At 61.2% G+C, this 25,699-nt stretch carries 26 protein-coding genes, 1 tRNA gene and 1 pseudogene; 9 read left to right on the top strand and 19 right to left on the bottom strand.

What is annotated here, in order from left to right:
• Positions 1 to 3: 3 nt before the first annotated feature.
• The gene (locus AC2YB9_RS03605; protein ID WP_487267390.1) at positions 4 to 630 is read left to right on the top strand and encodes a TetR/AcrR family transcriptional regulator; all 627 of its coding nucleotides are present in this window, start codon (positions 4 to 6) and stop codon (positions 628 to 630) included.
• Here the strand turns inward: AC2YB9_RS03605 and AC2YB9_RS03600 are convergent.
• From AC2YB9_RS03600 to AC2YB9_RS03585, 4 genes and pseudogenes are all read right to left on the bottom strand, one after another.
• Positions 627 to 1,115, bottom strand: a complete 489-nt coding sequence (locus tag AC2YB9_RS03600) for a 1,2-phenylacetyl-CoA epoxidase subunit PaaE (RefSeq protein ID WP_487267389.1) — start codon at positions 1,113 to 1,115, stop codon at positions 627 to 629. The two genes, AC2YB9_RS03605 and AC2YB9_RS03600, sit on opposite strands and share 4 nt — an antisense overlap.
• A gap of 89 nt (positions 1,116 to 1,204) precedes the next feature.
• Positions 1,205 to 1,525, bottom strand: a pseudogene (locus AC2YB9_RS03595) (Phenylacetic acid catabolic protein).
• A 101-nt stretch (positions 1,526 to 1,626) separates the two neighbouring features.
• Complete coding sequence (locus AC2YB9_RS03590; RefSeq protein ID WP_487267388.1) at positions 1,627 to 2,088, bottom strand: MarR family winged helix-turn-helix transcriptional regulator; 462 nt, start codon at positions 2,086 to 2,088, stop codon at positions 1,627 to 1,629.
• Positions 2,089 to 2,093: 5 nt separating this feature from the next.
• On the bottom strand, positions 2,094 to 3,734 hold the full coding sequence (locus AC2YB9_RS03585; protein WP_487267387.1) for an MDR family MFS transporter: 1,641 nt from the start codon (positions 3,732 to 3,734) through the stop codon (positions 2,094 to 2,096).
• 196 nt (positions 3,735 to 3,930) lie between these two features.
• On the opposite strand from AC2YB9_RS03585, the gene AC2YB9_RS03580 reads away from it, so the two are divergent.
• On the top strand, positions 3,931 to 4,575 hold the full coding sequence (locus tag AC2YB9_RS03580) for a DedA family protein (RefSeq protein ID WP_487267386.1): 645 nt from the start codon (positions 3,931 to 3,933) through the stop codon (positions 4,573 to 4,575).
• Between the two features lie 12 nt (positions 4,576 to 4,587).
• Here AC2YB9_RS03580 and AC2YB9_RS03575 read toward each other — a convergent pair.
• Both AC2YB9_RS03575 and AC2YB9_RS03570 read right to left on the bottom strand, forming a co-directional pair.
• Positions 4,588 to 4,663 (bottom strand) — tRNA-Thr (locus AC2YB9_RS03575).
• 20 nt (positions 4,664 to 4,683) lie between these two features.
• Entirely contained in the window at positions 4,684 to 5,292 is a 609-nt protein-coding gene (locus AC2YB9_RS03570; protein WP_487267385.1) for a TetR/AcrR family transcriptional regulator, read from the bottom strand.
• Positions 5,293 to 5,426: 134 nt separating this feature from the next.
• Here AC2YB9_RS03570 and AC2YB9_RS03565 point away from each other — a divergent pair, with 134 nt between their 5' ends.
• Together AC2YB9_RS03565 and AC2YB9_RS03560 are read left to right on the top strand one after the other, a co-directional pair.
• Positions 5,427 to 6,590, top strand: coding sequence for an amino acid deaminase/aldolase (locus AC2YB9_RS03565; RefSeq protein ID WP_487267384.1), 1,164 nt, complete (start codon positions 5,427 to 5,429; stop codon positions 6,588 to 6,590).
• Positions 6,587 to 7,879 carry a D-arabinono-1,4-lactone oxidase gene (locus AC2YB9_RS03560; RefSeq protein WP_487267383.1) on the top strand — a complete coding sequence of 431 codons (1,293 nt, stop codon included), beginning with the start codon at positions 6,587 to 6,589 and terminating at the stop codon, positions 7,877 to 7,879. The genes AC2YB9_RS03565 and AC2YB9_RS03560 overlap by 4 nt, the downstream gene beginning before the upstream one ends.
• 192 nt (positions 7,880 to 8,071) lie before the next feature.
• On the opposite strand, the gene AC2YB9_RS03555 is transcribed toward AC2YB9_RS03560, so the two are convergent.
• From AC2YB9_RS03555 to AC2YB9_RS03540, 4 genes are all read right to left on the bottom strand, one after another.
• Positions 8,072 to 9,478, bottom strand: coding sequence for an IS1380 family transposase (locus AC2YB9_RS03555; protein WP_487267148.1), 1,407 nt, complete (start codon positions 9,476 to 9,478; stop codon positions 8,072 to 8,074).
• A 149-nt stretch (positions 9,479 to 9,627) separates the two neighbouring features.
• Positions 9,628 to 10,572: a 23S rRNA (guanosine(2251)-2'-O)-methyltransferase RlmB gene (rlmB, locus tag AC2YB9_RS03550; protein WP_487267382.1), complete on the bottom strand. Its 945-nt coding sequence runs from the start codon at positions 10,570 to 10,572 to the stop codon at positions 9,628 to 9,630.
• Positions 10,572 to 11,990, bottom strand: coding sequence for a cysteine--tRNA ligase (cysS, locus tag AC2YB9_RS03545; protein ID WP_487267381.1), 1,419 nt, complete (start codon positions 11,988 to 11,990; stop codon positions 10,572 to 10,574). The genes rlmB and cysS overlap by 1 nt, the downstream gene beginning before the upstream one ends.
• 70 nt (positions 11,991 to 12,060) lie before the next feature.
• Entirely contained in the window at positions 12,061 to 13,578 is a 1,518-nt protein-coding gene (locus AC2YB9_RS03540; protein WP_487267380.1) for a molybdopterin-dependent oxidoreductase, read from the bottom strand.
• A gap of 33 nt (positions 13,579 to 13,611) precedes the next feature.
• Between AC2YB9_RS03540 and ispF the strand changes: the two genes are divergently transcribed.
• Positions 13,612 to 14,088, top strand: a complete 477-nt coding sequence (gene ispF, locus AC2YB9_RS03535; RefSeq protein ID WP_487267379.1) for a 2-C-methyl-D-erythritol 2,4-cyclodiphosphate synthase — start codon at positions 13,612 to 13,614, stop codon at positions 14,086 to 14,088.
• A gap of 262 nt (positions 14,089 to 14,350) precedes the next feature.
• Here the strand turns inward: ispF and AC2YB9_RS03530 are convergent, their stop codons facing one another.
• Positions 14,351 to 14,836 carry a CarD family transcriptional regulator gene (locus AC2YB9_RS03530; RefSeq protein WP_487267378.1) on the bottom strand — a complete coding sequence of 162 codons (486 nt, stop codon included), beginning with the start codon at positions 14,834 to 14,836 and terminating at the stop codon, positions 14,351 to 14,353.
• Positions 14,837 to 14,999: 163 nt separating this feature from the next.
• On the opposite strand from AC2YB9_RS03530, the gene AC2YB9_RS03525 reads away from it, so the two are divergent.
• Positions 15,000 to 15,539 carry a hypothetical protein gene (locus AC2YB9_RS03525; RefSeq protein ID WP_487267377.1) on the top strand — a complete coding sequence of 180 codons (540 nt, stop codon included), beginning with the start codon at positions 15,000 to 15,002 and terminating at the stop codon, positions 15,537 to 15,539.
• A 68-nt stretch (positions 15,540 to 15,607) separates the two neighbouring features.
• Here AC2YB9_RS03525 and phoU read toward each other — a convergent pair whose 3' ends face one another.
• Complete coding sequence (gene phoU, locus AC2YB9_RS03520; RefSeq protein WP_487267376.1) at positions 15,608 to 16,354, bottom strand: phosphate signaling complex protein PhoU; 747 nt, start codon at positions 16,352 to 16,354, stop codon at positions 15,608 to 15,610.
• 32 nt (positions 16,355 to 16,386) lie between these two features.
• Here phoU and AC2YB9_RS03515 point away from each other — a divergent pair, with 32 nt between their 5' ends.
• Together AC2YB9_RS03515 and AC2YB9_RS03510 are read left to right on the top strand one after the other, a co-directional pair.
• A complete protein-coding gene (locus AC2YB9_RS03515; RefSeq protein WP_487267375.1) occupies positions 16,387 to 17,526 on the top strand; it encodes a sensor histidine kinase in 1,140 nt (379 codons plus the stop codon).
• Complete coding sequence (locus tag AC2YB9_RS03510) at positions 17,523 to 18,203, top strand: response regulator (protein ID WP_487267374.1); 681 nt, start codon at positions 17,523 to 17,525, stop codon at positions 18,201 to 18,203. The genes AC2YB9_RS03515 and AC2YB9_RS03510 overlap by 4 nt, the downstream gene beginning before the upstream one ends.
• A 91-nt stretch (positions 18,204 to 18,294) precedes the next feature.
• Here the strand turns inward: AC2YB9_RS03510 and AC2YB9_RS03505 are convergent, their stop codons facing one another.
• From AC2YB9_RS03505 to mshA, 5 genes are all read right to left on the bottom strand, one after another.
• Positions 18,295 to 19,227, bottom strand: coding sequence for a DUF559 domain-containing protein (locus AC2YB9_RS03505; protein ID WP_487267373.1), 933 nt, complete (start codon positions 19,225 to 19,227; stop codon positions 18,295 to 18,297).
• 167 nt (positions 19,228 to 19,394) lie between these two features.
• Positions 19,395 to 20,147, bottom strand: coding sequence for a phosphoglyceromutase (locus AC2YB9_RS03500; RefSeq protein WP_487267372.1), 753 nt, complete (start codon positions 20,145 to 20,147; stop codon positions 19,395 to 19,397).
• Positions 20,148 to 20,157: 10 nt separating this feature from the next.
• Positions 20,158 to 20,835 carry a DsbA family oxidoreductase gene (locus tag AC2YB9_RS03495; protein ID WP_487267371.1) on the bottom strand — a complete coding sequence of 226 codons (678 nt, stop codon included), beginning with the start codon at positions 20,833 to 20,835 and terminating at the stop codon, positions 20,158 to 20,160.
• 49 nt (positions 20,836 to 20,884) lie between these two features.
• Positions 20,885 to 21,379, bottom strand: coding sequence for a type III secretion system chaperone family protein (locus tag AC2YB9_RS03490; RefSeq protein WP_487267370.1), 495 nt, complete (start codon positions 21,377 to 21,379; stop codon positions 20,885 to 20,887).
• Positions 21,376 to 22,629 carry a D-inositol-3-phosphate glycosyltransferase gene (gene mshA, locus AC2YB9_RS03485; RefSeq protein ID WP_487267369.1) on the bottom strand — a complete coding sequence of 418 codons (1,254 nt, stop codon included), beginning with the start codon at positions 22,627 to 22,629 and terminating at the stop codon, positions 21,376 to 21,378. The genes AC2YB9_RS03490 and mshA overlap by 4 nt, the downstream gene beginning before the upstream one ends.
• Positions 22,630 to 22,708: 79 nt before the next feature.
• On the opposite strand from mshA, the gene AC2YB9_RS03480 reads away from it, so the two are divergent.
• Entirely contained in the window at positions 22,709 to 23,476 is a 768-nt protein-coding gene (locus AC2YB9_RS03480; RefSeq protein ID WP_487268558.1) for an SDR family NAD(P)-dependent oxidoreductase, read from the top strand.
• A gap of 139 nt (positions 23,477 to 23,615) precedes the next feature.
• Here the strand turns inward: AC2YB9_RS03480 and AC2YB9_RS03475 are convergent, their stop codons facing one another.
• Positions 23,616 to 25,226 (bottom strand): DHA2 family efflux MFS transporter permease subunit, encoded by a 1,611-nt coding sequence (locus AC2YB9_RS03475; protein ID WP_487267368.1) that lies wholly within the window; start codon positions 25,224 to 25,226, stop codon positions 23,616 to 23,618.
• On the bottom strand, positions 25,223 to 25,693 hold the full coding sequence (locus AC2YB9_RS03470) for a MarR family winged helix-turn-helix transcriptional regulator (RefSeq protein ID WP_487267367.1): 471 nt from the start codon (positions 25,691 to 25,693) through the stop codon (positions 25,223 to 25,225). Before AC2YB9_RS03470 ends, AC2YB9_RS03475 begins: the two co-directional genes overlap by 4 nt.
• Positions 25,694 to 25,699: the final 6 nt, after the last annotated feature.

The raw sequence follows: 25,699 nt of genomic DNA, 5'->3' as shown, positions 1-25,699 counted from the left end.
CCCATGAGTCCTGACGAGAAACCGCCCGCCCGTCGTGGACGTCCGGGTCGTGACCAAGAGTCCGTGGTCAAGGCCGCGATCGAGGTGTTCAACCGGCGCGGCTACGACGGTACGAGCATGGAAGATCTCGCGAAGGAACTCGGCTTCACCAAGTCGGCGATCTACCACCATGTGCCCAGCAAGCAGCATCTACTCGAAGCCGCGCTGGACGATGCGCTCGACGGTTTGACCCAGCTGGTCGAGACCGCACGCTCAGCGGCCGACGCTTCCAGTGCGTATGAACGACTGCGCACGGTCGTCACCGAAAGCGTTGAAGTGCTAATCGAACATTTGCCGTCGGTGACATTGCTGCTGCGGGTCCGCGGCAATAGCGATGTCGAACTGACCGCGCTTCGTCGCCGCCGCGCAATCGACGCCGAGCTCGCAACGCTCGTCAAGGCCGCTGTTGATGAGGGGTCGTTACGCAGCGATATCGAGCCCGAACTTATCTCCCGACTGCTCTTGGGTCTCGTCAACTCACTCGCGGAGTGGTACCGCCCCAACGGCGATCAGGATGCGCGTTCGGTGGCCAAAGCGCTGACCGCTTTGGCCTTCGACGGATTGACAGCGACGACGAGCCCACGCGATTAACGGTCAAAGTCGACGGTGACGTTATTGCTGCAAGGAAACGACTGGCAGGTCAGGATGAAGCCTTCGGCGACCTCCGCCTTCTCAAGGGCATAGTTGCGGCGCATGTCAACCTCGCCCTCGAGGATGATCGTGACATCGCTCGTGTCGCCGCTAATTGCCACATCTTGGTGGCGCAGCGTGGGCGGTGGCTCATCGACGTAGAACAGTTCCCGGTGGATGTGCTCTTCAGGCACGCCAAGTTCAGCCAGCGACTCAGCGAACATCACCGTGCTCGACTTGCGGTTGCCGTAGAACAGCGTCGCCTGGGTACCTTCATTGGCCAGAACTGAGGCCGCGATTGAGAGCATCGGGGTGACACCGGAGCCGGCCGCGATCATGACATGGCGGACCGACGGCTGCGGGTCCGCGGGGAAGGCGCCGGTCGGTCGTTGGACCTCGACTTCGTCGCCGACCTTGAGGTCTCGGACGAGCCAGCGGGAAGACATTCCATCTGAGACCTCGCGAACACCGATTCTCGGGCTCTGACTTGCCGGTGCACAGATCGAATAGCTGCGTCGATGGTCGCGGCCATCGATCATCCGGCGCAGCGATACAACGCTTTGCAGGCCGTCGAGCCGCCGAGGGTTTCGGCGGCCGAATAGAGATACATGCCGTGGCCAGCCTCATCCTGCACCTTCGCCAACAAGATCGCCTTGCGCCGCAACGACGGCGCGCTGGTGATCTACGCCCCCTCAGGCTGCATCCCGATAATCTCCGAATGCGCATGCTGGGCGATCTGCCGACTCAGCATCTTGCGATAGCCCTCAGGCATCCAATCACGCGGCTCGATCCGCTGACTGCGAGCAATCGTCGCATCGAAATGGTCGTGCAACTCAGACTCGGCGGTGACAGTCATCGGCCCCCAACGGCAACGATCCTTCAATTACTGAACGAACGGTTGGTATTAGTGTGCCATTGGGATGTGGCCGCACGCAATCAGAGCCTGCGGCTGGTCACTTACTGCTCGAACGCGGTGTTGAAGCGGCCCAGCTTTACGACAAAATCGGCCAGATCGCCCGCGGGCCACTCATCGAGTCGACGTGTAATCTCACTCTTACGGTGCTCGGTCATCGCATCTATTCGCGTTTGCGCACTGGCGGTGAGTTGCAGAGTCTGAACTCGACGGTCGGCTGGATCGCAGTTACGTGCGACGAGCCCCAACTCCTGCAGGTGCGCGATCTGGCGGCTGACTGCACCCTTATCCAAATCGAGCGCCTCGGCCACTTCCGATGCCCGCGTCAACCGATTCTCGGCGATGAAGAGCAGGACCGAATAGGCGGAAGCCTGCAAATCGGGATGGATAATTCGGGCATTCGCCAACGATTTGCGCCGAATCCGCACGATCAACGCCCGAACCTCACGCTCGAGGCCGCGCATCGTCTCGACCTTCGTTGCAGTCACACCGATGAGCTCAGTCATACCGATCAGCTCGTGGCCTGCTCGCCGGTGACGTCGACGCGCTGCGGTTGGAGTTCATCCGCACGTTCGATCGTGTCGCGCAGCGGTACCTCGTGGATCAACAGGATCGCGATCAACGCGAGCAGGGCGAATGGCGTGGCAAGTAAGAAGATATGTCCCGTCGCATTAGCAAATGCGGTCTCGACGATGGGCCGGACCTTGTCTGGCAATGTCTCCATATCCGGGATTTTGCTGCCACCGGTGCCCTTCGGCGGGGTTATGCCGAGCCGAGCGAAGCCCTCAGCGGTACCGGAACTGACCTTGTGACCCAATGCTGTGCCCATCGCCGAGACGCCAATCGAACCGCCCATCGTACGGAAGAAGGCCGCCAATGAGCTGGCCGCGCCAATGTCTGCCTGAGCCGCATTGTTCTGGACCGCGAGGACGAGGTTCTGGTTGACCGAACCGAGACCGATTCCGAGGATCGCCATGTAGACGCCGACACGGAACAGGCCAATCTGCGGATCGATCGTGCTCAGCAGCGCAATGCCGATCACCATCAACGTGCTGCCGCCGACGAGGTAGCGCTTCCACTTGCCAGTCGCGGCAATCATTCGGCCCGAGACAATGCTGGAGACGAGTAGGCCACCGACCAATGCCAGGGTCATGAGCCCAGCGTGGGTGGGCGACATGCTGCGCGAGATCTGGAAGTACTGGACGAGGAACACCGTCGAACCAAACATCGCGACGCCGACCATGATCGAGGCAAACACCGCGAGGCTGATCGTGCGGTCTTTGAACAGGTGCATCGGGATGATGGGCTCTTTGACCCGCAGTTCGGCGAATACGAAGCCGACCAGCAGCGCTGCGCTCAGCGCAAGCATCCACACGGTGGTGAACGAACCCCAGCCGAACTGCGTGCCGGCGAGCGAGACCCAAATCAACAGCACCGACACGCCACTGGTGATCAAGGTGGCGCCGACATAGTCGATCGCGACGTCACGCTTGATCGTCGGCAAATGCAGCGTCTTCTGAAGCACGATAAACGCGGCGACTGCGAATGGAATGCCTACATAGAAGCACCAGCGCCAGGCGTCACCCGCCATAAATCCTGGCAGGATCTTGCCTAGCCAGGTCGCATCAACCAAGAGACCGCCGAGGAGCGGCCCGCTGACCGTCGCGACCGCGAAGACTGCGCCGATGTAGCCGAAGTAGCGCCCGCGTTCACGTGGGGTGACCATGCTGGCGATGACGATTTGTACGAGTGCCATGATGCCACCCATACCGACACCCTGGAGCAGCCGAGCACCAATCAAGACGCCCATGTTCGGAGCGAGGCCGGCGAGGATCGAGCCGCCGACATACACCAGCAGCGAGACCTGGGTGAGTGCCTTCTTGCTGAACAAATCGGCGAGTTTGCCCCAGATCGGCGTCGTGGCCGACATCGCCAATAACGAAGCCACCACGACCCAGGTGTAGCCAGATTCGCTGCCGTGGAGATCGGCCACAATCTTAGGAAGTGCGGTCGAGACAACGGTCGACGACAGCATGCCGACGAACATTGCCAACATCAGGCCAGACAGTGCCAACAGCACCTCGCGGTGCGTCATCGACACGGAGCCTGTGGCCGATTGCGGCTCGGCTTGCTCTTGGAGTTCAGTGCTCATACGGAGTTTTCCTCGGAAGACATTGCAAAAGATTGGTTGGCAACTCGACGAGTCAAAACCCAATTGGTTGCCGAAGTCAACCATATCACTTAGTTGCCGCAATCAACTAATTATGGAATTGCGCTTCGTTCGCAGCGTTTACTCAGGTGCCGCGCCCTAGAATTGCGAACATGAGCAGAGCTCGCGTGGACGCCTGATGAGCAGCGTTCACTCGCTGCTCCTATCGGTACCCGCTCCGCTCGCCTATGGGCTGATTGCGCTGCTCGTTTTCTCCGAGGCGGCATTGTTCGTCGGCTTTGTGCTGCCGGGCGAGACCGCGGTGTTCCTTGGCGGCGTGCTTGCCTCCACGGGCGGGATTTCGCTCACCACGCTGTGGTTCATCGTGGTCGCCGCCGCCATCATTGGCGACGGGGCCGGCTACTGGATCGGCGTGAAGTTCGGCCCGCAGATCTTGCGTTTTAGGATCCTCCGACGGCATGTCGAACGGCTGACTGCCGCACAGGAACGGCTGCGCGAGCGCGGCGGTTGGGCAGTCTTTCTTGGCCGTTTCACCGCTTTTCTGCGTGCGGTGATGCCTGGACTTGCCGGCTTGAGCCGTATGCCGTGGCGGCGCTTTTTCCTTTTCAACGCCGCCGGCGGGCTTATCTGGGGACTCGGTGTCACCCTGATCGGCTACGAGGCCGGCAACTCTTACCAGCAGACCGCCACGTGGCTGGGCCGGTCCAGCTCCGCACTGCTGGCGATCTTCATTGTCGGCGGGCTGCTTCTGTGGCATCGGCACCGGCGGCATGTGGCCGCGCATGGATCAATTACGGACGAACGATCGATTCCCGGCGCTTGAGTTCCAGCCACTTGGAGCCTCCGACAGGATTCGAACCCGCGACATCCATATTACAAGTATGGCGCTCTACCAACTGAGCTACAGAGGCGTGCGACCGAAGCCGCGCAGTCATCCTAACGAAGGATCAGCCGGGTTCGAAATCGCCATCGTTGCGAGGTATGAAACAAAGCCATCGATGACCTCAAGTGACGCAGCAGAATCATGATCAACGAGCCACGTCGTGGTGACCCCGTCAATCATTGACACGGCGAGTCGGGCCAGCGCCGGCAGTTCAAGCTGCCACGAAAAACCTGTGATGTCCGCCGCGGTCTGCAAAATATTGGTCGCTGATTCGTAGTAGCGGCGGTACTGCTCGTCGGCCAAGTCGCGCAGTTCCGGGGTACGGAGCGCATGGTGATTGAGCTCGAATAGGACGAGTTCGTGGCCCGGATCGAGCTCGAGATGAGCCAGATAGCCGTGCGCGGCCTGGCGAAGTGCCGAGACCAGATCTGCGCCCGGCTGCATCGCACCCTCGGCAGCAATGCGTTCCTTCGCGGCGAGCATGGCCATGAGCTCGCGGAGCATTTCGGTGTGCGAACGAAAACAATAATGGAAGGTGGCGAGCACCATGCCGGCTTCTTCGCAGATGGCGCGCGTTGTACCGGCCGAAACACCCTCCCGCGCCATAACCCGAAACGCGGCCTCGACCAGTTCGGTACGACGCTCATCCACGGTCATCCGCGCCATCTAAATGCTTCCCCTACCCGGCCGCCGCATGCTAGGTTTACGATCTTGGTCAATTGTCCTAGTCAGAAGACCAACATAGCAGGAGATAGCCCCATAAACCGCCCATCACACGGCATACTGGCCATATGAAAGACGTATTCGCTCGCCTGGACCAGGCCATCGCCGACCTCGACACACCAATCGCCGTCATCGACGAACCAGCGCTCTGGGCCAATGCCGACGATCTCGTACGACGTGCCGGTGGCGTGCCGATTCGTATCGCCTCAAAGTCGGTACGGGTGCGCTCGATCATCGAGCGGGCGCTCGCGCGCGACGGTTTCGCTGGCGTCATGAGTTATTCACTGGCCGAATCAATCTGGCTCGCCGACAACGGGATCGACGACATCCTGCTGGCCTATCCGACCACCCATCGCGCGGGACTCCAGGACCTGATCGCGACTGACCAGCGCCGGGCCGCCATCACGCTCATGGTCGACAGCCTCGATTCGCTCGACTTTATCGACCGTGTGATCGGCGCGAATCACCCGCCGATTCGAGTCTGCCTCGACGTCGATTGCTCGCTCAAAATCGGCCCACTCCACCTGGGCGTTCGCCGCTCCCCCGTCCACAGCGTCAAACAGGTCAACAAACTGGCCACCGCGATCGCCAAACGGGCCGGCTTCGACCTCATCGGCGTCATGTTCTACGACGCACAGATCGCTGGTCTCCCCGATTCGTCGAAGGCCGTGAAGCTGGTCAAGTCCCGTTCCGGCGCCGAACTGCTCGAACGTCGTACGAAGGTCATCACCGCGGTCCGCGAACACGCCGATCTCGAGATCATCAATGCCGGTGGGACCGGCAGCCTCGAGGTCACCGGCGCCGATCCGGTGATCACCGAACTCACCGCCGGATCCGGTTTCTTCAACCCCACTTTGTTTGACGGTTATGACGCTTGGGAACCACGCGCCGCCGCTTTCTACGCGCTGTCGGTCGTACGCAAACCGGCCAAAAACATCGCAACGCTGTTCTCTGGTGGTTACATCGCCTCTGGCCCGACCAACAAGAATCGTCAACCGGCACCGACCTGGCCCGCCGGGCTGACACTGATCGGCACCGAGGGCGGCGGCGAGGTCCAAACCCCGGTCAAAGGCAAGGCAGCAAAAGCCCTGTCGATCGGCGATCACGTCTGGATGCGCTACGCGAAGGCCGGCGAAATGTGCGAGCGTTTCAACTCGGTCGAGTTGATCGATGCTGCTGGCACGCGAACGACGACTCCCACCTACCGCGGCGAAGGAAAAAATTTCGGATGACCAGCTGGACCAATTGGGGCCAATGCGCCACCGCCAACCCCGTCTCAGAGGCCCACCCGGCCAGCACCGCCGAGGTCGTTGCGCTCATACGCGCCGCGGCTGCCGCTGGTCACAAAGTCAAAGCCGTCGGGGCGAGTCATTCATTCACCCCGATCGGCGTGACCGATGGTGTGCTGCTGCATTTGGATCGCATGCGAAATGTCATCGGCTGGGACCTTGAGCACAATCGTGTACGAGTGCAGGCCGGCATCTCGCTGCGCGATCTCAACCCGATCTTGAAGGGCCACGGGTTGGCGTTCCCCAATCTCGGCGATGTCGATCCGCAATCAGTCGCTGGCGCAGTCTCCACCGGGACCCATGGCACCGGCGGTAAACTGTTCGGCATCGCCAAGGCCATCGTCGGCGTCCAACTGGTCACCGCAACCGGCGATGTTCTGGAAATCGACGAATCACATGAGTTCTTCGGCGCCTCCCGCGTCACGCTCGGCGCACTCGGCATCATCACCGAAGTGACGCTGCAATGCGTACCCGCGTTCTTGCTGCATGCCCGCGAGGAACCGATGGCGCTTCCCGAAGTGTTCGACCGGCTCGATGAACTCATCGCCGACAATGATCATTTCGAGTTCTATTGGTTCCCGCACACGGAGAAGGCACTCATCAAACGCAACAACCGCGTGCCCGGCGGGACCGAGCGGCAGCCGATCGGCCGGTTCAAGCATTGGCTCGACGATGAATTCCTCAGCAACGAAGCCTTCGATGTCATCAACCGGGTTGGGCGCCACCGGCCGACACTGATTCCGCAAATCAACAACTTTTCTGGGTCGATGTTGTCGGCCCGCGAATACACCGACGACTCCTACAAGGTGTTCGTGTCACCACGGCGGGTCAAGTTCCGCGAGTCAGAGTTCGCGGTGCCGCGCTATTCGCTCGTGGACGTGCTGAGTGAATTACGCAGCTGGCTCGATGCCGGCCACGAACAGATCAGCTTCCCGATCGAAGTGCGCTTCACTGCCGCCGATGATGTCTGGATGTCGGCCGGGCACGAGCGCGATAACGCCTATGTCGCGGTGCACCAATACTTCCGCTCGGACTACACCCGCTACTTCAATGCCGCCCAGTCGATCTTCACTGCGCATGAGGGTCGTCCGCATTGGGGCAAACTGCATACCCTCGGCGCCGACTATTTCCGTGACCGCTATGCCCGCTTCGACGATTTCGTCGCCATCCGCGATCAATTGGATCCAACGCGACTATTCAGCAACGCCTATCTCGACCGAATCCTCGGCTAACCCGTCTGGGCGGTGCCTCAGCAACGTAATTCGCATCGATTAGGTTGCTGAGCCTGAATCCACCGATGCCCATCGTTTGAGTGGTCGGTTCTGATTTTGGTGACGGGGTCGACGTTTGGGCAGGAGGGGCTGGCGGACCTCGTTGTCCGTGTTGTCCACTGGGTTTTCGTGTCGCGCCGGTTGGCTGGATGGTCAGGCAGCGGCCGGTGTTGGCGGTCCGCAGCCGATGGCATTGTGTAGTTCGTTCCAGGCCGTTTCCCACTGCCAACCTTCGGGCAAATGCAGCACGATCCGTCGGGCCGAGGAAGCGATTCGGGCCGGAACCGTGATGAGTTTGCGTCGGATCGTGGCGGTGGTCGCTTTCGCCAGGCCCGGTCCGGTGAGGGTTGCGGATGCGCGGGTGAGGTTGAATGTGATCACGGCCAGGACCAGCCAGGCGCTGTTCGCGGGAAACGATTTTGACGGCAGATGAGCCAGCGACGAGTGTTTCAGATCGGCGTGGACTTGCTCGATGATCGCGTGCTGGCGGTGGGTCTTGTCCGCGTCCACGGTTCCCAGATCGCTGGTGGTGAAGAAGGCGTGGAACCGCCAACTGTCGAACAGCGTGGACTGGCCGTTCTTGGCCTGGGTGTTGAGGGTGGGGGTTCGGCGGACCACGAGCCGCCCGGCAATATGGCGGGCTTTCTTCTGTGACGCGAAAGCGATGAATTCGATTTCGGCGACCTCAGCCCGCGACACCCATTCGCCGGTGTCTTGGTCGAAGACCGGGTGGGTGTATTCGATTTTCTGCCAGTTGGTCTCACCGATGGCCGTGATCGCGGCCTTGACGGCCGGGTCCAGCCTGGCCGTGACCGACACATCGGCGCCGGTTTTGATCGCTGCACTGATTGTCGGATGGCCATAGAATGCTGAATCGGCGCGCAGCAAAACCTTGCCCGGAGTGTCTGCCCTCTGGAGCTTCTTCAGGGTTGACATGGCTTCGGCGACCAACTGGGATGCACCCCGCGCAGAGTTCGCGGCGCCTTTGCGCATGCGTTGGGCGATGATCACAGGTGCGGCCAGTTTCGTCGACACTGTCACGATTGCTGCGTTGAGCCCGCGGACACCGGAATAGCCGTAACCAGAACCCTGCTTGGTATAGCCGTGGACCTCGACGATGGTGTCGTCGATGTCGACCATCACATAGTCGTCGCCATCGTCGAGACCAGCGATCAGCGGCGTCTTCGTGGCGAGTGCCTTCAGGAAGCGGGAGGCAATCGCGTCGAGTTGGCGGACATGACCGAAGGTGAACGTTCGCAGGAACGACCCCAACGTCGACGGCGCATAGACATGCTTGAACAGGCGCCTCATGCCGCCGTGGCGAAGGACACCCATGTCATCGATCGAGTCAGCCCCGGCGACCATCCCCGCAACCAAAGACATGACCTTCAGACCCGCATTTGCGCCCTTGTCGGTGGGAACACTCAGATGTTTGTCAGCCAGATCACGAAGCCCCGCCGATTCGGCCAACCTGACAACCGGGACCAGACCTGCGGCCGACACGAGATTCGGATCATCGAACGAGGCTGAAACAGCGTGGCGTTTATGAGAGAGTTGCATTTACGAGATGTCCTTCGTGTCGCGGAATTTGGAACCTTAAGCAGCTCCAATTTTCCCGCAACACGAGGGCATTCTCGTGTTACGACGCACTCAACCCCAGATCAACATCGGTGGATTCAGGCTGAGGCACCGCCCATCGACGAGATGGGTCAGTGGCGTTTTTGATCAATCGCGTAGAGGGCGATTCCCGCCGCGACACCGGCGTTGAGCGATTCGAGCGTCGAAGCCATCGGGATCGACACCAGCAGATCGCAATTCTCTGAGACCAGCCGGCCGATTCCCTTGCCCTCACTGCCAACGACGACCACGAGCGGCCCATCGGCGAGATCCAGATCAGGCAACGACACCTCGCCATCGGCGGCAAGGCCGATGACCATGAGGCCCTGATCCTGATAAGCCTTGATCTGACGGACCAGATTGGTCGCCCGCGCCACCGGCACCCGCACCGCGGCACCGGCCGACGCCTTCCAAGCCGACGCTGTCATCTGGGCGGACCGGCGCTCCGGAATCACAACGCCATGCGCGCCGAAACCGGCTGCCGAGCGGATGATCGCGCCGAGGTTACGCGGATCGGTCACGCTATCGAGTACGACAATCAGTGGATCCTGTTCGAGATCATGTGCGGCCTTGATGAATTCATCGGGATGCGCATATTCGTACGGATCGATCTTGGCCGCGATGCCCTGGTGAACTGCTCCCCCGGTGAGTTTGTCGAGCTCGACCCGGCCAATCTCCAACAGTGAAACGTGCTGGTCAGCGGCAAGCCGGAAGATCTCGCGAATCCGCTCATCACGGTCAGTGCCCTCGGCGACATACAGCGTGCGGACTGGGACGTTGGCGCGCAAAAGCTCAACGACGGAGTTGCGTCCGGCGACCCATTCAGCCTGCTCGCCTTTGCCGCGTTTGGGCTTAGCCGCCTCGCGCTTCTCGGCGGCAGTTTTCATCTTGTAAACCTTGTGATTGGGTCGCTCGTGGGCCTTGGGCGTGGGGCCCTTGCCCTCAAGACCGCGACGAACGCGGCCACCCGAACCGGCAGTTGGATTGCCCTTGCCGGTCTTCTTGATCGCACCACGACGCTGACTATTGCCGGCCATCAGTTCTTTCCTCCCACGGACCAACGCGGTCCCTGTGCTGTGTCTTCGATCTCGACGCCGGCGGCGACCAACTGGTCACGCACGCGGTCGGCGGACTCGAAGTCCTTGGTGGCACGCGCCTGCTGGCGCTGCTCGAGCAGTCCCCCGATGAGGACGTCGAGCGATTCTTTGTATGAGTTGTCGGTCTCTGCGCCGGCCCAGACCTGGTCGAGCGGATCGATCCCGAGGATGTCGAGCATTGCCCGAACCGATCCGAGCGCACCCCGAAGGGCCGGGGAGTCACCCGCCGCGAGGAGTTTGTTGCCCTCGCTGATCACCTCTTGGATCGCCGCCAGAGCGGCTGGAACGGCCAGATCATTGTCCATCGCAGCAACGAAATCGGCACACGGAATGCCCTGCGAGACATCCACATCTGCGGTGACCTCGGTGGCCCGCTGCACGAATCCTTCGATCCGTGAGAACGCCACAGCCGCTTCGCTGAGCGATTCTTCGGAGTATTCGATGATCGAGCGGTAGTGCGCGGCCAACAGGTAATAGCGCAATTCAATCGGTCGTACCCGCTTGACGACTTCGCTGACCATCATCGTGTTGCCGACCGATTTGGCCATCTTCTGTCCCGACAGATTCAGCATCGCGTTGTGCATCCACAACCGTGCGAACGGTTGCCCGGCGGCACGTGACTGGGCGAGTTCGTTCTCGTGGTGCGGAAAACGCAGATCGAGTCCGCCGCCATGGATATCAAACTCAACACCGAGATATTTGGCTGCCATCGCGGAGCATTCCAGATGCCAGCCGGGCCGGCCACGCCCCCACGGAGTCGGCCAGGCAGCCGATTCGGGTTCGCCGGCTTTGTGCCCCTTCCATAGGGCAAAGTCACGAGCATCGCGCTTGCCCTCCGGGGGTGCATCGTCGGCCGGCAGCATGTCGTCGATCGATTGGTGTGACAGCTCGCCGTATGCGGGCCAGGAGCGTACATCGAAGTAGACGTCACCGGAGTCGTTCGCGGCCGGATAGGCATGCCCCCTATCGATCAGGGTCTCGATCATTACGATCATTTCTGGGATGTGACCGGTCGCGCGCGGTTCATACGTCGGCGGTTTGCAGCCGAGCGTCGCGTATGCGCTGTGGAGTTCCAGCTCATTGGCATAAGCGATGGCCCACCATTCAGTGTCCTGCTCGACCGCCTTGGCGAGGATTTTGTCCTCGATGTCGGTGACATTGGCAACAAGAGTGACTTCGAAGCCGTTGGATTCGAACCAGCGACGCAGCACGTCGAAGACGACTTCCTTGCGGATGTGGCCGATGTGCGGCGGACCTTGAACCGTGAGCCCGCAGTGATAGATCCCCACGTGTCCGGCACGGAGCGGGACGAAGTCGCGGGTTTCCTTCGAAGCGGTGTCGTAGAGGCGCAGAGTCACAGGTCAAGGGTATCGGGAAAAATACCGCACCCTTAACATGCGTCGCACCCTCCGGCCGAGCTGCGACCAATCAGGTCGTGATCGTCACGACTCGACCGTCGTAGCCGCTTGCCCCATTGGGCACGACGTCGGCACGTTGTGACGTCTGCGGGGTGCCGGTCGCATCCGTCGCGCGAACCTCAAGTCGATGATCACCGGGAGTCGCGTCCCAGTCCCATACCCACTGAACCCAGGTGTCGAGATTCGGGACCTTTGCGAGCTCTGCCTGCGACCATGGCCCGCCATCAACCCGCACCTCGACAGCATTGATTCCGCGGTGTTGCGCCCATGCGGACCCGGCAACTTTGACGGTGCCTGCCTTGGCCCGCCGGACCGGGGTGTCGATCCGCGACTCGGTCTTGATCGGGCCCTTCGCTGACCAGCCGCGGTCGGTCCAATACGCCCTGAAGTCGGAGAACTTCGTGATCTCCCAATCGGTTACCCACTTGGTCCCAGACACATAGCCATACAGACCAGGCACCACTTGTCGTACCGGAAAACCGTGCTCGAGCGGCAGCGGTTCGCCATCCATAGCGACTGCAAGCAGAGCATTGCGTCCGTCGGTCAGTGCGGCGAGCGGGGTGCCAGCGGTCCAGCCGTCCTGAGAGGTCGAGAGGAGCGCGTCGGCACCGGCCTGGATGCCGACCTCATCAAGGATCGATTTGATCGGAACCCCGCTCCACATCGTGTTGCCGATCAAGTTGCCGCCGACCTCGTTCGAAACACAGGCCAACGTCACCCAGGCGTCGGTCAAACCGCGATCAAGCAGGTCCTGATAGGTGAGTGTCAATTCCTTGTCGACCATGCCGTGGATTCGCAGCCGCCAGCTGTCGGGCTCAATGAGCGGAACCGTGAGTGCCGTGTCGATCCGGTAGAAATCCTTGGGCGGAGTGCGCCATGGTTGCAGACCCTCGACGGCAAGCTCGGCGCCCGCCGGTGTCGCGCTCTTGCTGGTCGGCAACTTGATTTTGGCACGGGCGTTCTCGACCACCACCCGGGTATGACCGGCCAACCGGCCAATCCCGACTGCCACGACTGAACCCACCGCAACAATGCCGGCGTTGCGGATAAATTTGCGGCGCGACTGGCCATCGGGGTCATGGGCCTGGCCCCAGGTCAATGAATCCAAACCAGCCATCGTGACCGCGCCACCAACTAGGCAGAGCAGACCGACCAGGGTTCCCGTGTCCGGGCGGCTGAGCACCATCGCCATAGCGGCGCCTGAAAGCAGGAGTATTCCAAGCAGAGCCAGCTTTCGGCTGCGCATCCAGAGCGTCCCCAGTAACGCCCCAAAGAGACCGATCACAACGACGACGCTCGCAATCGCCAGCGTTTTGTCTGCGTGACCGACAAGCGAAATAATCTTGTGCGCGATCACACCGGGCGTCCAGGCGATGACGGTTTCTCCCAACGCCACAACGGGAGAGGCCCGGACTTTAAGCAAGCCGGCAAGCAATTCGGTGCTGGCGAGGCCAGCACCAATTGCCACGATGCCAGCGAAAGCCGGCGAATACTTATGGATCACTCCCCCATCGTCTCCCGGGCTCACAAATACCGCCTCTCGATAAGGCATGATCGAACCGTGAACACACCGCGTATCGGGATCGGCACCGACGTCCATCGCCTTGTCGCCGGTCGGCCGATGTGGCTGGCTGGCCTCGAATGGCCCGATGCAGCCGAGGGACTTGAAGGACATTCTGACGGTGATGCCGTCGCGCATGCGATCGTCGACGCCCTGCTGAGTGCCGCCGGGCTCGGTGACATCGGTAGCAATTTCGGGACCGCCGATCCAGCGTTCGCTGGCGCGTCCGGGATCACCTTCTTGCTGGCAGCCGCGTCCCGTGTTCGGGCCGCCGGCTTTGAGATCGGCAACGTCTCCGTGCAGGCGATCGGCAACCGGCCAAAACTTGGACCGCGCCGCGATGAGGCCGAGCAGGTTCTTGGCACCGCCATCGGCGCCCCGGTCAGTCTGTCCGCGACCACGACCGACGGCCTTGGCCTCACCGGTCGGGGCGAAGGCGTCGCGGCGATTGCCACTGCCCTACTCATACCCTTGTGACCAACCCCGCGGGCGGTGGCTCAGCAACCTAATTGTTGAGCCATTAGGTCGCTCAGACACCGCCGCCTGAGGGGTTAGGTTGCTCAGACCCCGCCCATCCGGGGCGGGCATGACAACGCCCCCGACCGGCGTGCTGCGGGGGCATTATGTCAAATCGAACCTAGGGTCAAATCGAACCTAGGGTCAAATCGAACCTAGGGTCAAATCGAACCTAGGGTCAAATCGAACCTAGGGTCATATTCAACTCAGGGTCATATTCAATTCAGGAGGCGAGAACTTCGTCAAGCCGAATCTCGGCCTTATCCTCATTGGTGTGCTCAGCCAGCGCGAGCTCCGAGACGAGGATCTGTCGGGCCTTGGCGAGCATACGCTTTTCGCCAGCGGACAATCCGCGCTCGTGATCGCGACGCCACAGATCGCGAACGACCTCAGCAACCTTCATCACGTCGCCGGAATGCAACTTCTCCAGATTGGCCTTGTAGCGGCGCGACCAGTTGGTCGGCTCCTCAACGTGCTCGGCTCGCAGGACGCCGAAAACCTTCTCGAGGCCTTCTTCGTCAACAACGTCACGCACACCTACTAGGTCGAGGTTGCAGGCAGGGACCCGGACGATCAAATCGTTTTGTGCAACGATGCGTAGAACCAAATAATCTTGATCCTCGCCTTTGATCTTGCGGGTCTCAATATCTTCTATTACTGCAGCACCGTGATTGGGATAAACAACGGTCTCGCCAACAGCGAAAGTCATATAAAAAGTACCTTTCTTAGGTGACCAGTCTAACACGTTTTACTGACAGCACTTGGCCCCTCCTTTGTGACGAAAGGGTGTAGACATGGGCCGAAACACCCAACTCGATCGGGTTTCGGTACGATCAGCATGTTGATCCGACCGGCAGGAAAGCAGGCATGTTGTGAGCTCAGTTCGACGTCGTCGCATTGTGGCCGTAGGTACCGCAGTCGCAGCGACCTTCGCCCTGACCGGTTGTGCGACCGGTTTTGGTACCCAAACGAATCAGCAGTACCAGGCTGGCATCGGAACGGACGAGCGTGACGCCTCGGTCTACGTACTCGGCGCCCTCTTCGTTGACAATGGCGACAGCACTGCGACACTCTCTGCAGCCTTGATCAACCAACTCAAAGCGCCGGAAAAACTGACCACGGTCGAGACAACAACCCAATCGGGACAACCGTTGGCCTCAAAATTCCTGGGCCCAGTCGACCTCACGATGGCGAAGTCTTACATGCCCGGCACCGCTGGCGAGATCGTTCTAACCGGCGACTTCAAAGTCGGCAACAATGTCAAAATCACTTTCAATTTCGACAAGGCTGCACCGGTCACAATGAGCGTGCCCGTCGTTCGCCGCACCGCGATGTACGACGGCATCGTTACCGGGACGCCTACCCCGAAACCAGCCGGCCCCGGCCCGGTCGAGTCAACACCGGCGGCCTGAACTCATACCGGCCATCGGGCCCCTTCGCAGCGTATGCGAAGGGGCCCGATGGCATTGATGCAAAGGTTTCAGGCGCTGAGTTCGCCAGTCACCAGGTAGACGACCCGGCGTGCCATTGAGACGGCATGGTCGCCGATACGTTCGTAATAACGCCCGATGAGAGCGATGTCGACCGCCGGCTCGACGCCATGATCCCAATCGTCGCTGAGCAGCACACGGAACAGGCCCCGCCGGAGTTGGTCCATTTCGTCGTCTTCGTCCTCCAGCCGTGCAGCGGCAACGACATCCCGGTTGGCCACGATGCGTGCTGCCGCCTCAACCATCTGATCGGCCACGACCGCCATCTGCAGGATCGACGGTCGTAACGGTTCAGGAACCGCCACATCGGGCATCCGTCTGCGCGCAACCTTCGCGATGTGGACGGCCAGGTCGCCCATCCGGTCAAGGTCGGCCACCATACGCAGCGTTGCAACGAGTTGGCGCAGATCGGTCGCGACCGGTTGTTGGGTCGCCAATAGCAGGAGCGTGCGCTCCTCGATCAGTTCAGTGGACTCGTCGATAAATTTATCGCCGGCGATAACCGCTTCGGCACGCTGTCCATCGGCTTCAAGGAGCGCTGTAGTGGCCGCGCCAACCGCCTGCCGGACCTTGTTGGTGAGGTCGACCAAGTCGGTGACAATGGCATCAAGTTGCTCGTAATACTGATCTCGCATGTCGCCCACGTTAGGCAACTCAGGTGAACGGCAGGCGGCCTGTTGTGAACGCATGGTGAACAGCACAAGAATCTGTGCGCAGATGGCACGAGCGGATGCCATGTCCGGCAGTTGTCCTGCGTACGATCAGTGTCGTGGAACTCAACGTGCAGCTTCTCCTCGTCGGCCTGTTCGGGGCCATCACCGGTGCTGCCATAACGTTCTATTGGATGTTTAGCGAGAAGCAACGGGTCAAGCGGCCCGAACTGCCAGTATCGATTATTCCGGCCGGCGCCGAGGCAGTCCTCTCAGTCCTATCGTCGGCGGTCGTGCTAATTGACGACTCAGACACTGTCGTAAAGGCAACCGCTCAGGCATACGCATTCGACATCGTCAGCGGCGACCGGTTATTAGCACCCGAGGAGTTGCTGACTTTGGTCCACGAAGTCCGCCGCGACGGTCAAGTGCGTGAGCTGGAGTTCACGCTTCCGAAGAAACGGACTGCGCCACTGCACATCTTCGCCCGGGTCGCTCCGCTCACCTCCCGCCTCATCGTGATTCTGGCCGACGACCATACGCGCGAGCATCGACTCGAATCGATCCGCCGCGATTTCGTCGCCAATGTCAGCCATGAGTTGAAGACTCCGATCGGTGCGCTTCAACTGCTCGCTGAGGCCGTCGGTGAGGCGCGTGACGATCCAGCGGCCGTCACCCGGTTCTCCGCACGGATGACCACCGAAAGCGAACGGCTTACCCGGTTGGTCCAACAAATAATCGACCTGTCGCGTCTCCAACAAGATGTCAACAGCGACGACACCGCGGTGCTCAACGTGGATGACCTGGTCGCCGAGGCCTGCGAGCACAGCCGGACCGACGCCGAGGACAAACAGATCGAGGTCACCAGCCGGGCCGAACCTGATCTGTTCCTGCTGGGCGACCGGGCTCAAGTTCATGCCGCCGTGTCCAATCTCGTCGAGAACGCCGTGACCTACAGCCCCGAGGGTTCCAAGGTGACGATCACAGCCACAACACTTGACGACGAAATTCACATCACGGTCAGCGACCACGGCGTCGGCATACCGACTGAGGAGATCGATCGGATCTTCGAACGGTTCTACCGCGTCGACCCCGCGCGGGCCCGCTCCACCGGCGGCACGGGCTTGGGGTTGTCGATTGTCAAACATGTCGCGGCCAGCAATGGCGGCCGCGTCTCCATATGGAGTGAGCCGGGCGAAGGGTCATCCTTCACGTTGATCCTGCCGGCCTTCCGCCCCGAACCCGAGGAGAGTCCGTGACCAAGGTCCTGGTAGTCGAAGACGAAACAAGTTACAGCGAGGCCCTGTCGTACGTTCTGCGCAAGGAGGGCTTCGAGGTTGCAATCGCCGAGACTGGCCCCGACGCGCTGACCGAATTCGATCGCGGCGGCGCCGATATCGTGCTGCTGGATCTGATGTTGCCGGGTCTCTCCGGAACCGAAGTATGCCGGCAGATCCGGCAGACTTCGCAGGTCCCGATCATCATGGTCAGCGCAAAGGACTCCGAGATCGACAAGGTTGTGGGCCTCGAACTCGGCGCCGACGATTACGTCACGAAGCCATACAGTCCGCGTGAATTGGTGGCCCGAATACGTGCTGTGCTTCGCCGTGGTGCGGCTGAGTTAGGCGATGATCTCGCTGCCCTTGAGGTCGACACGGTCCGGATGGATGTCGACCGGCATCTCGTCACTGTCGACGGGACCGAGGTGCGGCTGCCGCTCAAGGAGTTCGAGTTGCTCGAGTTCTTCCTGCGTAACACCGGCCGGGTGCTCACGCGCGGCCAGCTGATCGATCGGGTGTGGGGCGCGGACTATGTCGGGGACACGAAAACTCTCGACGTTCACGTCAAACGGCTCCGCACCAAAGTCGAAGTCGATCCCGCCAACCCCAAACGACTCACAACCGTACGAGGCCTCGGCTACAAATACGAGGACTAGAGGCCGTAGGCCCTGAGCCCGCGATCTGAAGCCTTATGGGGCTTCCCGGGGCCGTTGGCCACACAAGGCTTCAAATCGAGTGAGGAAGGCTTCAAATCGCGGCGAACCACCGATCCCAGGAGTCGTTGAAGCTCGGCTCGGATCCCGCGTAGCCCCTGGCGTCGATGGCCCGATGGACCCGGCGTACGACCTCCCGCTTGTCTTTGAGGTCCTCGGAGGTGATCACGATGACCCGCCAGCCGAGACCCTCGAGGAGCTCCCGTCGTTCACGATCACGTTGTCGCTGTTTGGCGTCGCGTTCATGCTGCCAACCGTCATACTCGACGACAACCTTCCAGCGGAAATAGACCATGTCTCCACGCGCGACGAAGTTCCCGTTGGCGTCGAAGATGTTGGGATTGCATTCGGGCTCAGGCAGCCGCGCGAACACGATCATCAGACGGACGACGGTCTCCATCGGGGACTCGACCCCTTCGCGAACCCACAGGAGAACTCTCCGTGCGCGGACGACACCATCGATATGCTGCGACAGCACGAACTCCCACAATGTTTCAAGCGTCGTCAGCTTGAAGTTGAGCAACATTTCGGCCACTTGCAACATCTGCACGATCGAGAGACTTGGCGAGGCATCGACAAACGTACGGTCGGGGCCGAGCACCGGGATCTTGCCGTGGCCCTGGTCGGTGAGCCGCCCGATCCGCCGGTGCAGGTCGAGCAGCCGGTGCTTGGAGACCAACACCGTGTTGGTCGAAAAATGCAATGGCCACTGCGGCCCAATCTCTATCCCGTAGAGCCACAACGCGCTCACATGACTGACGACTGCATCCTTGGGCAGCACGAGCAGCGCCCCCTCAATCCAGACCCGCAAGGTCAACGGAACGCTGGCGGAGACATAGACGCCGCGGAACAACCGGACGAACTGAGGTCCGCGCAGAACGGCGATTGTGACGCCGAGCGATGCTGCGAATACGGCGGTGAAGGGCCCGCACATGAGCTCTGGAGGAATGATCCGTTTCTTCGGCATCCAACCAGCCTGCGCAGTGGCAGGCCCAACTGAACGAATGAAATCCGCAAGCTGTGGACAACCGCGCAGCCGAGCCGCCTGTGGATATGAAGCCTTGACCCCGCGATTTGAAGCCTTGTGTGGCTAAACAGTCGCAGGGAACCGCCGCAAGGCTTCAAATCGTGGGGTTAGCGGCCTTGTTTGGCTACTGCGGCGATGGCGTCGCTTGCTGCCTTTGGGTCGAGGTATTTTCCGCCCTTGGTGAGCGGGCGCATCTGTTCGTCGAGTTCGTAGAGCAGCGGGATCCCGGTGGGGATGTTGAGGCCGGTGATCAAGTCGTCGCTGATGCCGTCGAGGTGCTTGACCAATGCGCGTAACGAGTTGCCGTGGGCGGTAACGAGGACGACCTTGCCGACGCGCAGATCCGGAACGATCGCGTCATACCAATAAGGCAGCATGCGGTCGATGACATCGGCCAAGCATTCCGTGGCCGGTTGGAGCTCCGGCGGCAGATCGGCATACCGTGCATCGCCAGCTTGGCTGAACTCGTCGTCGGCAGTAATCGGCGGCGGCGGCACATCGAAAGACCGGCGCCAAGTCATAAACTGCTCCTCGCCGTACTCCGCGAGCGTCGCCTTTTTGTCCTTGCCCTGCAGCGCGCCATAGTGGCGTTCGTTCAGCCGCCACGACCGGCGCACCGGAATCCAGTGCCGGTCGATCCCATCGAGCACGATCTCGGTAGTCCGGATCGCTCGCCGCAACAGCGAGGTGTGCACGACATCGGGCAGCAGGCCAGCGTCGGCAAGCAGCGTCGCGCCACGCTCAGCTTCATCGACGCCTTGTGGTGCGAGGTCAACATCGACCCAGCCGGTGAACAGATTCTTCTCGTTCCATTCGCTGTGGCCATGGCGGAGCAGGATCAGGGTGTAAGGGGCGCTCATGTCTGCGATCCTACTCAGTCGATTCGGGGCCGCTACTTGCGCTTCCACTCGATTCGGCCCGTATGTTCGCCAGCGCCTGAACGTAGTCATCCTGACTTTGTGTGCCGCTGATCGAATGCGTTCCATCGACGATGATTGTGGGCACCGAGGAAATCCCCAAGGCGTGCGCGGTATCAAGTTGGGTTTGCACCTCGGCCGCGAACTCATCGCCGGCGAGGATCTCATCGGCGCGGGTCAGGTCGAGTCCCACAACGCCGGCACGGGCGGCCAATGTGTCGTGATCAGAGATGTCCGCGCCTTCAAGGAAATAAGCCCGCCACAACTCGTGCGCCAAGCCGCGCTGCATCCCTTCGCCTTGACCGTCGGCCCAGGTCAGCAAACGGTGTGCGTCCATGGTGTTGCCGCGCACCGCCTCAGCGAAATTGAACTCGAGGCCGGTGATACGGCCCGCGGAGACAATACGGTCGACGATGGCCTTGGCGCTTTCGGGGCCGCCGAACTTCGTTTCGTAATACGGCAATAACGGAACCGCGTCGGCCGGCGCCTCGGGATCGAGTTGAAACGCGCGCAGCGAGATCTCGACGGCCTCGCCGGTCAAAATCGTATGCAGGGCCGCGGCGCGCTCAAAACGTACGACGCCGAGGTAGCACCAAGGGCAGACGACATCGGAAAAGATCAGGACCTTCATGATGCCCACAACCGTATCGGGTCGGGAATGATTCCTTCCCGATCTGGGGTCAGACGTCCTTGTCGAGCCAACCGCGGAAGGCGTCAAGATTGCGCAACGACTCGCCCCGCTCCTTGCGCCATTCATATTCCTTACGAATCGACGAAGCAAAGCCCAACTCGAGGATGGTGTTGAACGAGTCGTCGGAGTAGGTAAGCACCGCGCCGAGGATGCGGTCGATCTCCTCAACCGTCACGGCGTGCAGCGGCAGTCGCCCGTCGAGATAGATGTCGCCGTTGCTGTCGACCGCGAACGCTACGCCGAACATTTTGAGATTGCGTTCGAGCAGCCAGCGGTAGACCCCCTCGTGATTTTCATCGGGGTTGCGGGCGACGAAAGCGTGGATGCCGAGCGCGTGCCGGCCGATCTCAAGACGGCATGCCGTTTTGAGTTTGCGGGTCCCTGGCAGCGACGCCTCGATGACCGTGGGGCCGTGTTCGGAGTACTCAATCTCGGATGCCTCGAGCGCCTCGATGATCGTTGAGCGAACATCGTTATTGGTCATGCTTGGGCCTTTCGGTGGGCTTCGACGGCTTGGCGATAAACCTCGAGCGTACGGTCGGCGGTCACATCCCAGCCAAATAATTCGGCATGGCGAACCGCCTTGCGGCTCATCGCATCGCGTAACTCTGGGTCATTGATGATCCTGGCTAGCGCATCGGCATAGCTGTGGGGAACATGCCCATCGACAAGAATCCCGGTCACGCCATCAGACACCGCGGTCGGCAAGCCACCAACCCGCGCAGCCACGATCGGGGTCCCGCAGGCCTGCGCCTCAATCGCGACCAGCCCGAAGGATTCGTTGTATGAGGGCACGCACACCACAGTCGCAGCGGCATACCAATCGGCCAGATGAGCCTGATCGAGGGTCGGCTCGAACCGCACGACGCCGTCCAGGCCGAGTCGGTGGGTCAGATCGACAAGCGAATCGGGGTGGTCCAGCCCGGTGCCCGATGCGCCACCAACAACCGCGACGACCAGCCGGGAGCGGAGCGCCGGATCGCGCCGAAGGAGTTCAGCGGCCGCGCGAATCAGCATGTCGGGAGCCTTGAGCGGCTGAATGCGGCCGGCGAAAAGCAACAACTGCGCCTCGGGATCGATGCCGAGCATTGCGCGTGCCTCCGCTTGGCGATCAGGTCGGAACACGCTGAGATCGACGCCCGGGTGCACGATCGCCACGCCGTCAGGGTCGGCGTCGTACAGGTCAATCAGATCGCTACGCTCCTCCGCGGTATTAGCGATCAGCATGTCGGCGAGCCGAACGATCTCGTCTTCACCGAGGATGCGGCCGATTGGTTCGGGGGTGTCGCCTGCGGCGAGCGAGGCGTTCTTGACTTTCGCCATCGTGTGCATCGAGTGGACGAGTGGGACGTGCCACCGTTCGCGCGCGACCGTACCCACCTGCCCCGACAACCAATAGTGCGAATGGACGAGGTCGAAGTAGCCTGGCTCGCGCTCGACCTCGGCCCGCAAAACATCGCGAACGAACGAGCAGAGCTGGGCGGGCAGGTCATTTTTCTGCAAGCCCTCGAAAGGTCCGGCCGCAACATGATGGACGAGTATTCCGTCGAAGGCGTCGACGACCGGCGGCTGATGCGAGGACGTAGCGCGGGTGAAGATCTCGACCTCAATGCCGCGCGTGGCGAGTTGTTTGGCCAACTCGAGCACATACACATTCATGCCGCCTGCGTCGCCGTTGCCCGGCTGCTCCAGCGGTGAGGTGTGTGCTGAGAGCATCGCGATTCGCTTAAGCATGACCACCGCGCCTTTCCTGCTCCATTATGACCTTGACGGCAAAGCGCGGACGCGCCCGGGCATCTGGGAACATGAAGTCATGACCTCCAAGATCGCTGTTGTAACCGGTGCCAGCAGTGGCATCGGCGCCGCCACCGCCCGCGCCCTCGCCGCCGAAGGCTTCCACGTCTTTTGCGCTGCGCGGCGTACCGAGCGCATCACCGCGCTTGCTGCTGAGATCAACGGCACTGCGGTGACCTGCGACATCACCGACGCCGCCGCCGTCAAGGCGCTGGCCGAAGCAGTCGGTCCGCGACTCGATGTGTTGGTCAACAACGCCGGGGGCGCGTTCGGTTCGGATCCGGTCATCGAGGGCGATCCCGAACAATGGCGACGCATGTATGACATCAATGTCGTCGGCACGATGCAGGTCACCAAGGCGCTTATCGGTGCGTTGATCGCATCGGGTGCTGGCACGCTCGTCAACATCGGTTCGACCGCGGGACACGTGTCGTACGAGGGCGGGGGTGGCTACACAGCGGTCAAACATGCACTGGTCGCGGTCACCGAAACGCTTCGCCTCGAGCTCAACGGTAAGCCGGTGCGCGTCACCGAGATTGCGCCCGGCATGGTCCACACCGAGGAGTTCTCGCTCGTACGACTTGGCGATCAGGCCAAAGCCGATGCGGTGTATGCCGGGGTCGACGAACCGTTGTTGGCCGAGGACATCGCCGATGCAGTTGCATGGGTCGTGACGCGTCCGCAGCACGTCAACATTGACCTTTTGGTGGTCAAGCCAATCGCCCAGGCCGCTGCCCACAAGGTCCACCGCTCCCGCAGGGGGTCCTCCCACGAGCGCAGCGAGTAGGGGGAAAGAGTCACTCACGTGCGCCCGCGAGTCGTTCACACACGGCAAAGGAGCCACCCGGCCACCGATTATTCGGGGCGTGAGTGACTCCTCGGCGTACGTGAGTGACTCCTCGGCGTACGTGAGTGACTCCTCGGCGTTAGTGGGCCATGACGGGCGGCTTGGGGTCCGCTTCATCATCAAGAAGGTGCGATACCTCGCGCTTACGCTGAAGGAAGAACGCCGGTACGAGGGTCAGAACGACCAGCAACCACGCGACCCAGAAGGTCGACGCAAACGAATCCGCTGCTTGGACGAAACCGCTGTCGAGAATCGGCTGCGGGATGCCAATCTTTGCGATCATCTCGGCGCCGCTCTTGGTCGTTGAGGCGATTGCCGACGCGGCCTCGGTGAGCCCGTCGGGCAGGCCCGGTAGACCCTTCGTTCCGCTGACGACCGGCGAGCTGTTGAGGTGATTGGTCAGGATGACCGACATGACCGCAACACCGATCGAGCTGGCGATCTGCTGCGTGATGTTGAGCAGCGTCGAACCGCGCGCCACCTCATGATCGGTCAGCGTCTTGAGCGCGGCGGTGAACAACGGCATCATCGTGGCACCCATACCCAGGCCCATGACGAACAGCGCCGGGACAATAACCCCGTACGACGTCGTGGCCGTGAGCTGCGTCAGGGGGTACATGCCCACAATGATCAGCCCAAGCCCGACCGGGACGATGCGACCAACTGGAATACGGTCGACCAGCGCACCGGCAATCGGCATCGTGACTATTGCGCCGAGCCCCTGCGCGATCATGAGCACACCGGCCATCGTGGTCGATTCACCCCGAACCTGCTGGAAGTACGTCGGCACGAGCAGCAGTCCGCCAAAGAACGCAGCCGCAAACAGGAACATCGTGATGATCGAAACGGTGAGGTTGCGATTCTTGAACAGCCGCAGGTCAAGCAACGGGTGCTTGGGCCGGAAGGCATGGAACACGAACGCGATAATCAGCGCGAGACCGAGAATCGCCGGGACCAAGACCTTGACCGAGGCCGCAGTGCCTTCGCCGGGGATCGAGGAGATGCCATAAAGGAACGCGGCAAGACCTGGCGACAGCAGCAACATACCGAGGAAGTCGAACGACTCGGAGGGAACCGGAGAGTCCTTGGGCAACACGAAGCGCGCGTAGATAAGCGCGATGAGTCCAAGCGGAGCATTGATCAGGAAGATCCAGTGCCACGATGCGGCGTCGATGAGCCAACCACCGAGAATCGGCCCGAGAATCGGGCCGAGCATCATGGGGATACCAAGGATGGCCATGAGACGGCCGATCCGGTGCGGGCCCGCAGCGCGAGTCATGATGGTCATACCGAGCGGCATGAGCATGCCGCCGCCAAGACCTTGGATGACGCGGAACGTGATCAATGAGTTGATGTCCCAAGCCGTCGCACACAGAATCGAGCCGAGTGTGAAGAGCGCGATCGCAGCCATGTAGAGCCGCTTGGTGCCGAAGCGATCAGCAGCCCAACCGGTCAGCGGAATGACGGTGGCCAATGCCAACGTATAGCCGGTAACGGTCCAGGCAACGGTGGAGTATGCGAGTTCCTCGCCACCGGTGGCAAAAACTCGTTGGAATGTGGGCAGTGCGACATTGACGACAGTGATGTCCAGAATCGACATGATCGATCCGATGACGACGACGCCGGCGATCTTGAGGACCGTCCCGTCGATCTTGTCGGGCAACTCGCCCTGCATTGCAGGGGTGGTCATATGGAATTCTCCAGCTTCTTGGGGCACAAGGCGTCCCCGTCAAGTATGGGTTGAAGCGCGTCGAAAAGACGTTTTCTTACGTCGGGTTCAAGCTGAGCCGCAAAGTCACGGATTGCCGCGAGTTTTGTCTCCATATGGGACAGAGCAATTTTCTCACCGCTTTCGGACAACGACACGAGTTTTACCCGTCGATCGGTGGGACTCTCATATCGCTCGACTAGATCGAGCTGCACGAGTTGATCGACGTTGCGACCGGTTGCCGCGACCGAAAGCCCGAGGCTTTCGGCGATTTCATTGATGGGGACAGGCGCGGTAGAACACGCGAGGACGAAAATCGTACGCGTTTGTGAGAACGAAAGATCCATACCCGTGACGGCATCAAAACTCTCGGATTCGGCCATGCTGAACAGCCGCTTAACGAATTCCCCAAGCGCCGTGGCCAACTGATCCGGATGTATTTCTTGCACGGGAAA

Source organism: Aeromicrobium changchenzhani (genome assembly GCF_057586615.1).
Note: the sequence above shows the minus strand (reverse complement) of the source record. Positions and strands in the feature narration are given on the sequence as shown.

Coding starts and splice junctions, on each gene's coding strand:
- AC2YB9_RS03480 (WP_487268558.1), top strand. CDS start 22,709: ATGACCTCCAAGATCGCTGTTGTAACCGGTGCCAGCAGTGGCATCGGC.
- mshA (WP_487267369.1), bottom strand. CDS start 22,629: ATGCTTAAGCGAATCGCGATGCTCTCAGCACACACCTCACCGCTGGAG.
- AC2YB9_RS03585 (WP_487267387.1), bottom strand. CDS start 3,734: ATGAGCACTGAACTCCAAGAGCAAGCCGAGCCGCAATCGGCCACAGGC.
- AC2YB9_RS03600 (WP_487267389.1), bottom strand. CDS start 1,115: ATGTCTTCCCGCTGGCTCGTCCGAGACCTCAAGGTCGGCGACGAAGTC.
- AC2YB9_RS03475 (WP_487267368.1), bottom strand. CDS start 25,226: ATGACCACCCCTGCAATGCAGGGCGAGTTGCCCGACAAGATCGACGGG.
- AC2YB9_RS03580 (WP_487267386.1), top strand. CDS start 3,931: ATGAGCAGCGTTCACTCGCTGCTCCTATCGGTACCCGCTCCGCTCGCC.
- AC2YB9_RS03560 (WP_487267383.1), top strand. CDS start 6,587: ATGACCAGCTGGACCAATTGGGGCCAATGCGCCACCGCCAACCCCGTC.
- rlmB (WP_487267382.1), bottom strand. CDS start 10,572: ATGGCCGGCAATAGTCAGCGTCGTGGTGCGATCAAGAAGACCGGCAAG.
- AC2YB9_RS03565 (WP_487267384.1), top strand. CDS start 5,427: ATGAAAGACGTATTCGCTCGCCTGGACCAGGCCATCGCCGACCTCGAC.
- AC2YB9_RS03570 (WP_487267385.1), bottom strand. CDS start 5,292: ATGACCGTGGATGAGCGTCGTACCGAACTGGTCGAGGCCGCGTTTCGG.
- AC2YB9_RS03500 (WP_487267372.1), bottom strand. CDS start 20,147: ATGAGCGCCCCTTACACCCTGATCCTGCTCCGCCATGGCCACAGCGAA.
- AC2YB9_RS03495 (WP_487267371.1), bottom strand. CDS start 20,835: ATGAAGGTCCTGATCTTTTCCGATGTCGTCTGCCCTTGGTGCTACCTC.
- AC2YB9_RS03605 (WP_487267390.1), top strand. CDS start 4: ATGAGTCCTGACGAGAAACCGCCCGCCCGTCGTGGACGTCCGGGTCGT.
- AC2YB9_RS03505 (WP_487267373.1), bottom strand. CDS start 19,227: ATGCCGAAGAAACGGATCATTCCTCCAGAGCTCATGTGCGGGCCCTTC.
- AC2YB9_RS03490 (WP_487267370.1), bottom strand. CDS start 21,379: ATGACCAATAACGATGTTCGCTCAACGATCATCGAGGCGCTCGAGGCA.
- AC2YB9_RS03555 (WP_487267148.1), bottom strand. CDS start 9,478: ATGCAACTCTCTCATAAACGCCACGCTGTTTCAGCCTCGTTCGATGAT.
- AC2YB9_RS03530 (WP_487267378.1), bottom strand. CDS start 14,836: ATGACTTTCGCTGTTGGCGAGACCGTTGTTTATCCCAATCACGGTGCT.
- phoU (WP_487267376.1), bottom strand. CDS start 16,354: ATGGCATCCGCTCGTGCCATCTGCGCACAGATTCTTGTGCTGTTCACC.
- AC2YB9_RS03590 (WP_487267388.1), bottom strand. CDS start 2,088: ATGACTGAGCTCATCGGTGTGACTGCAACGAAGGTCGAGACGATGCGC.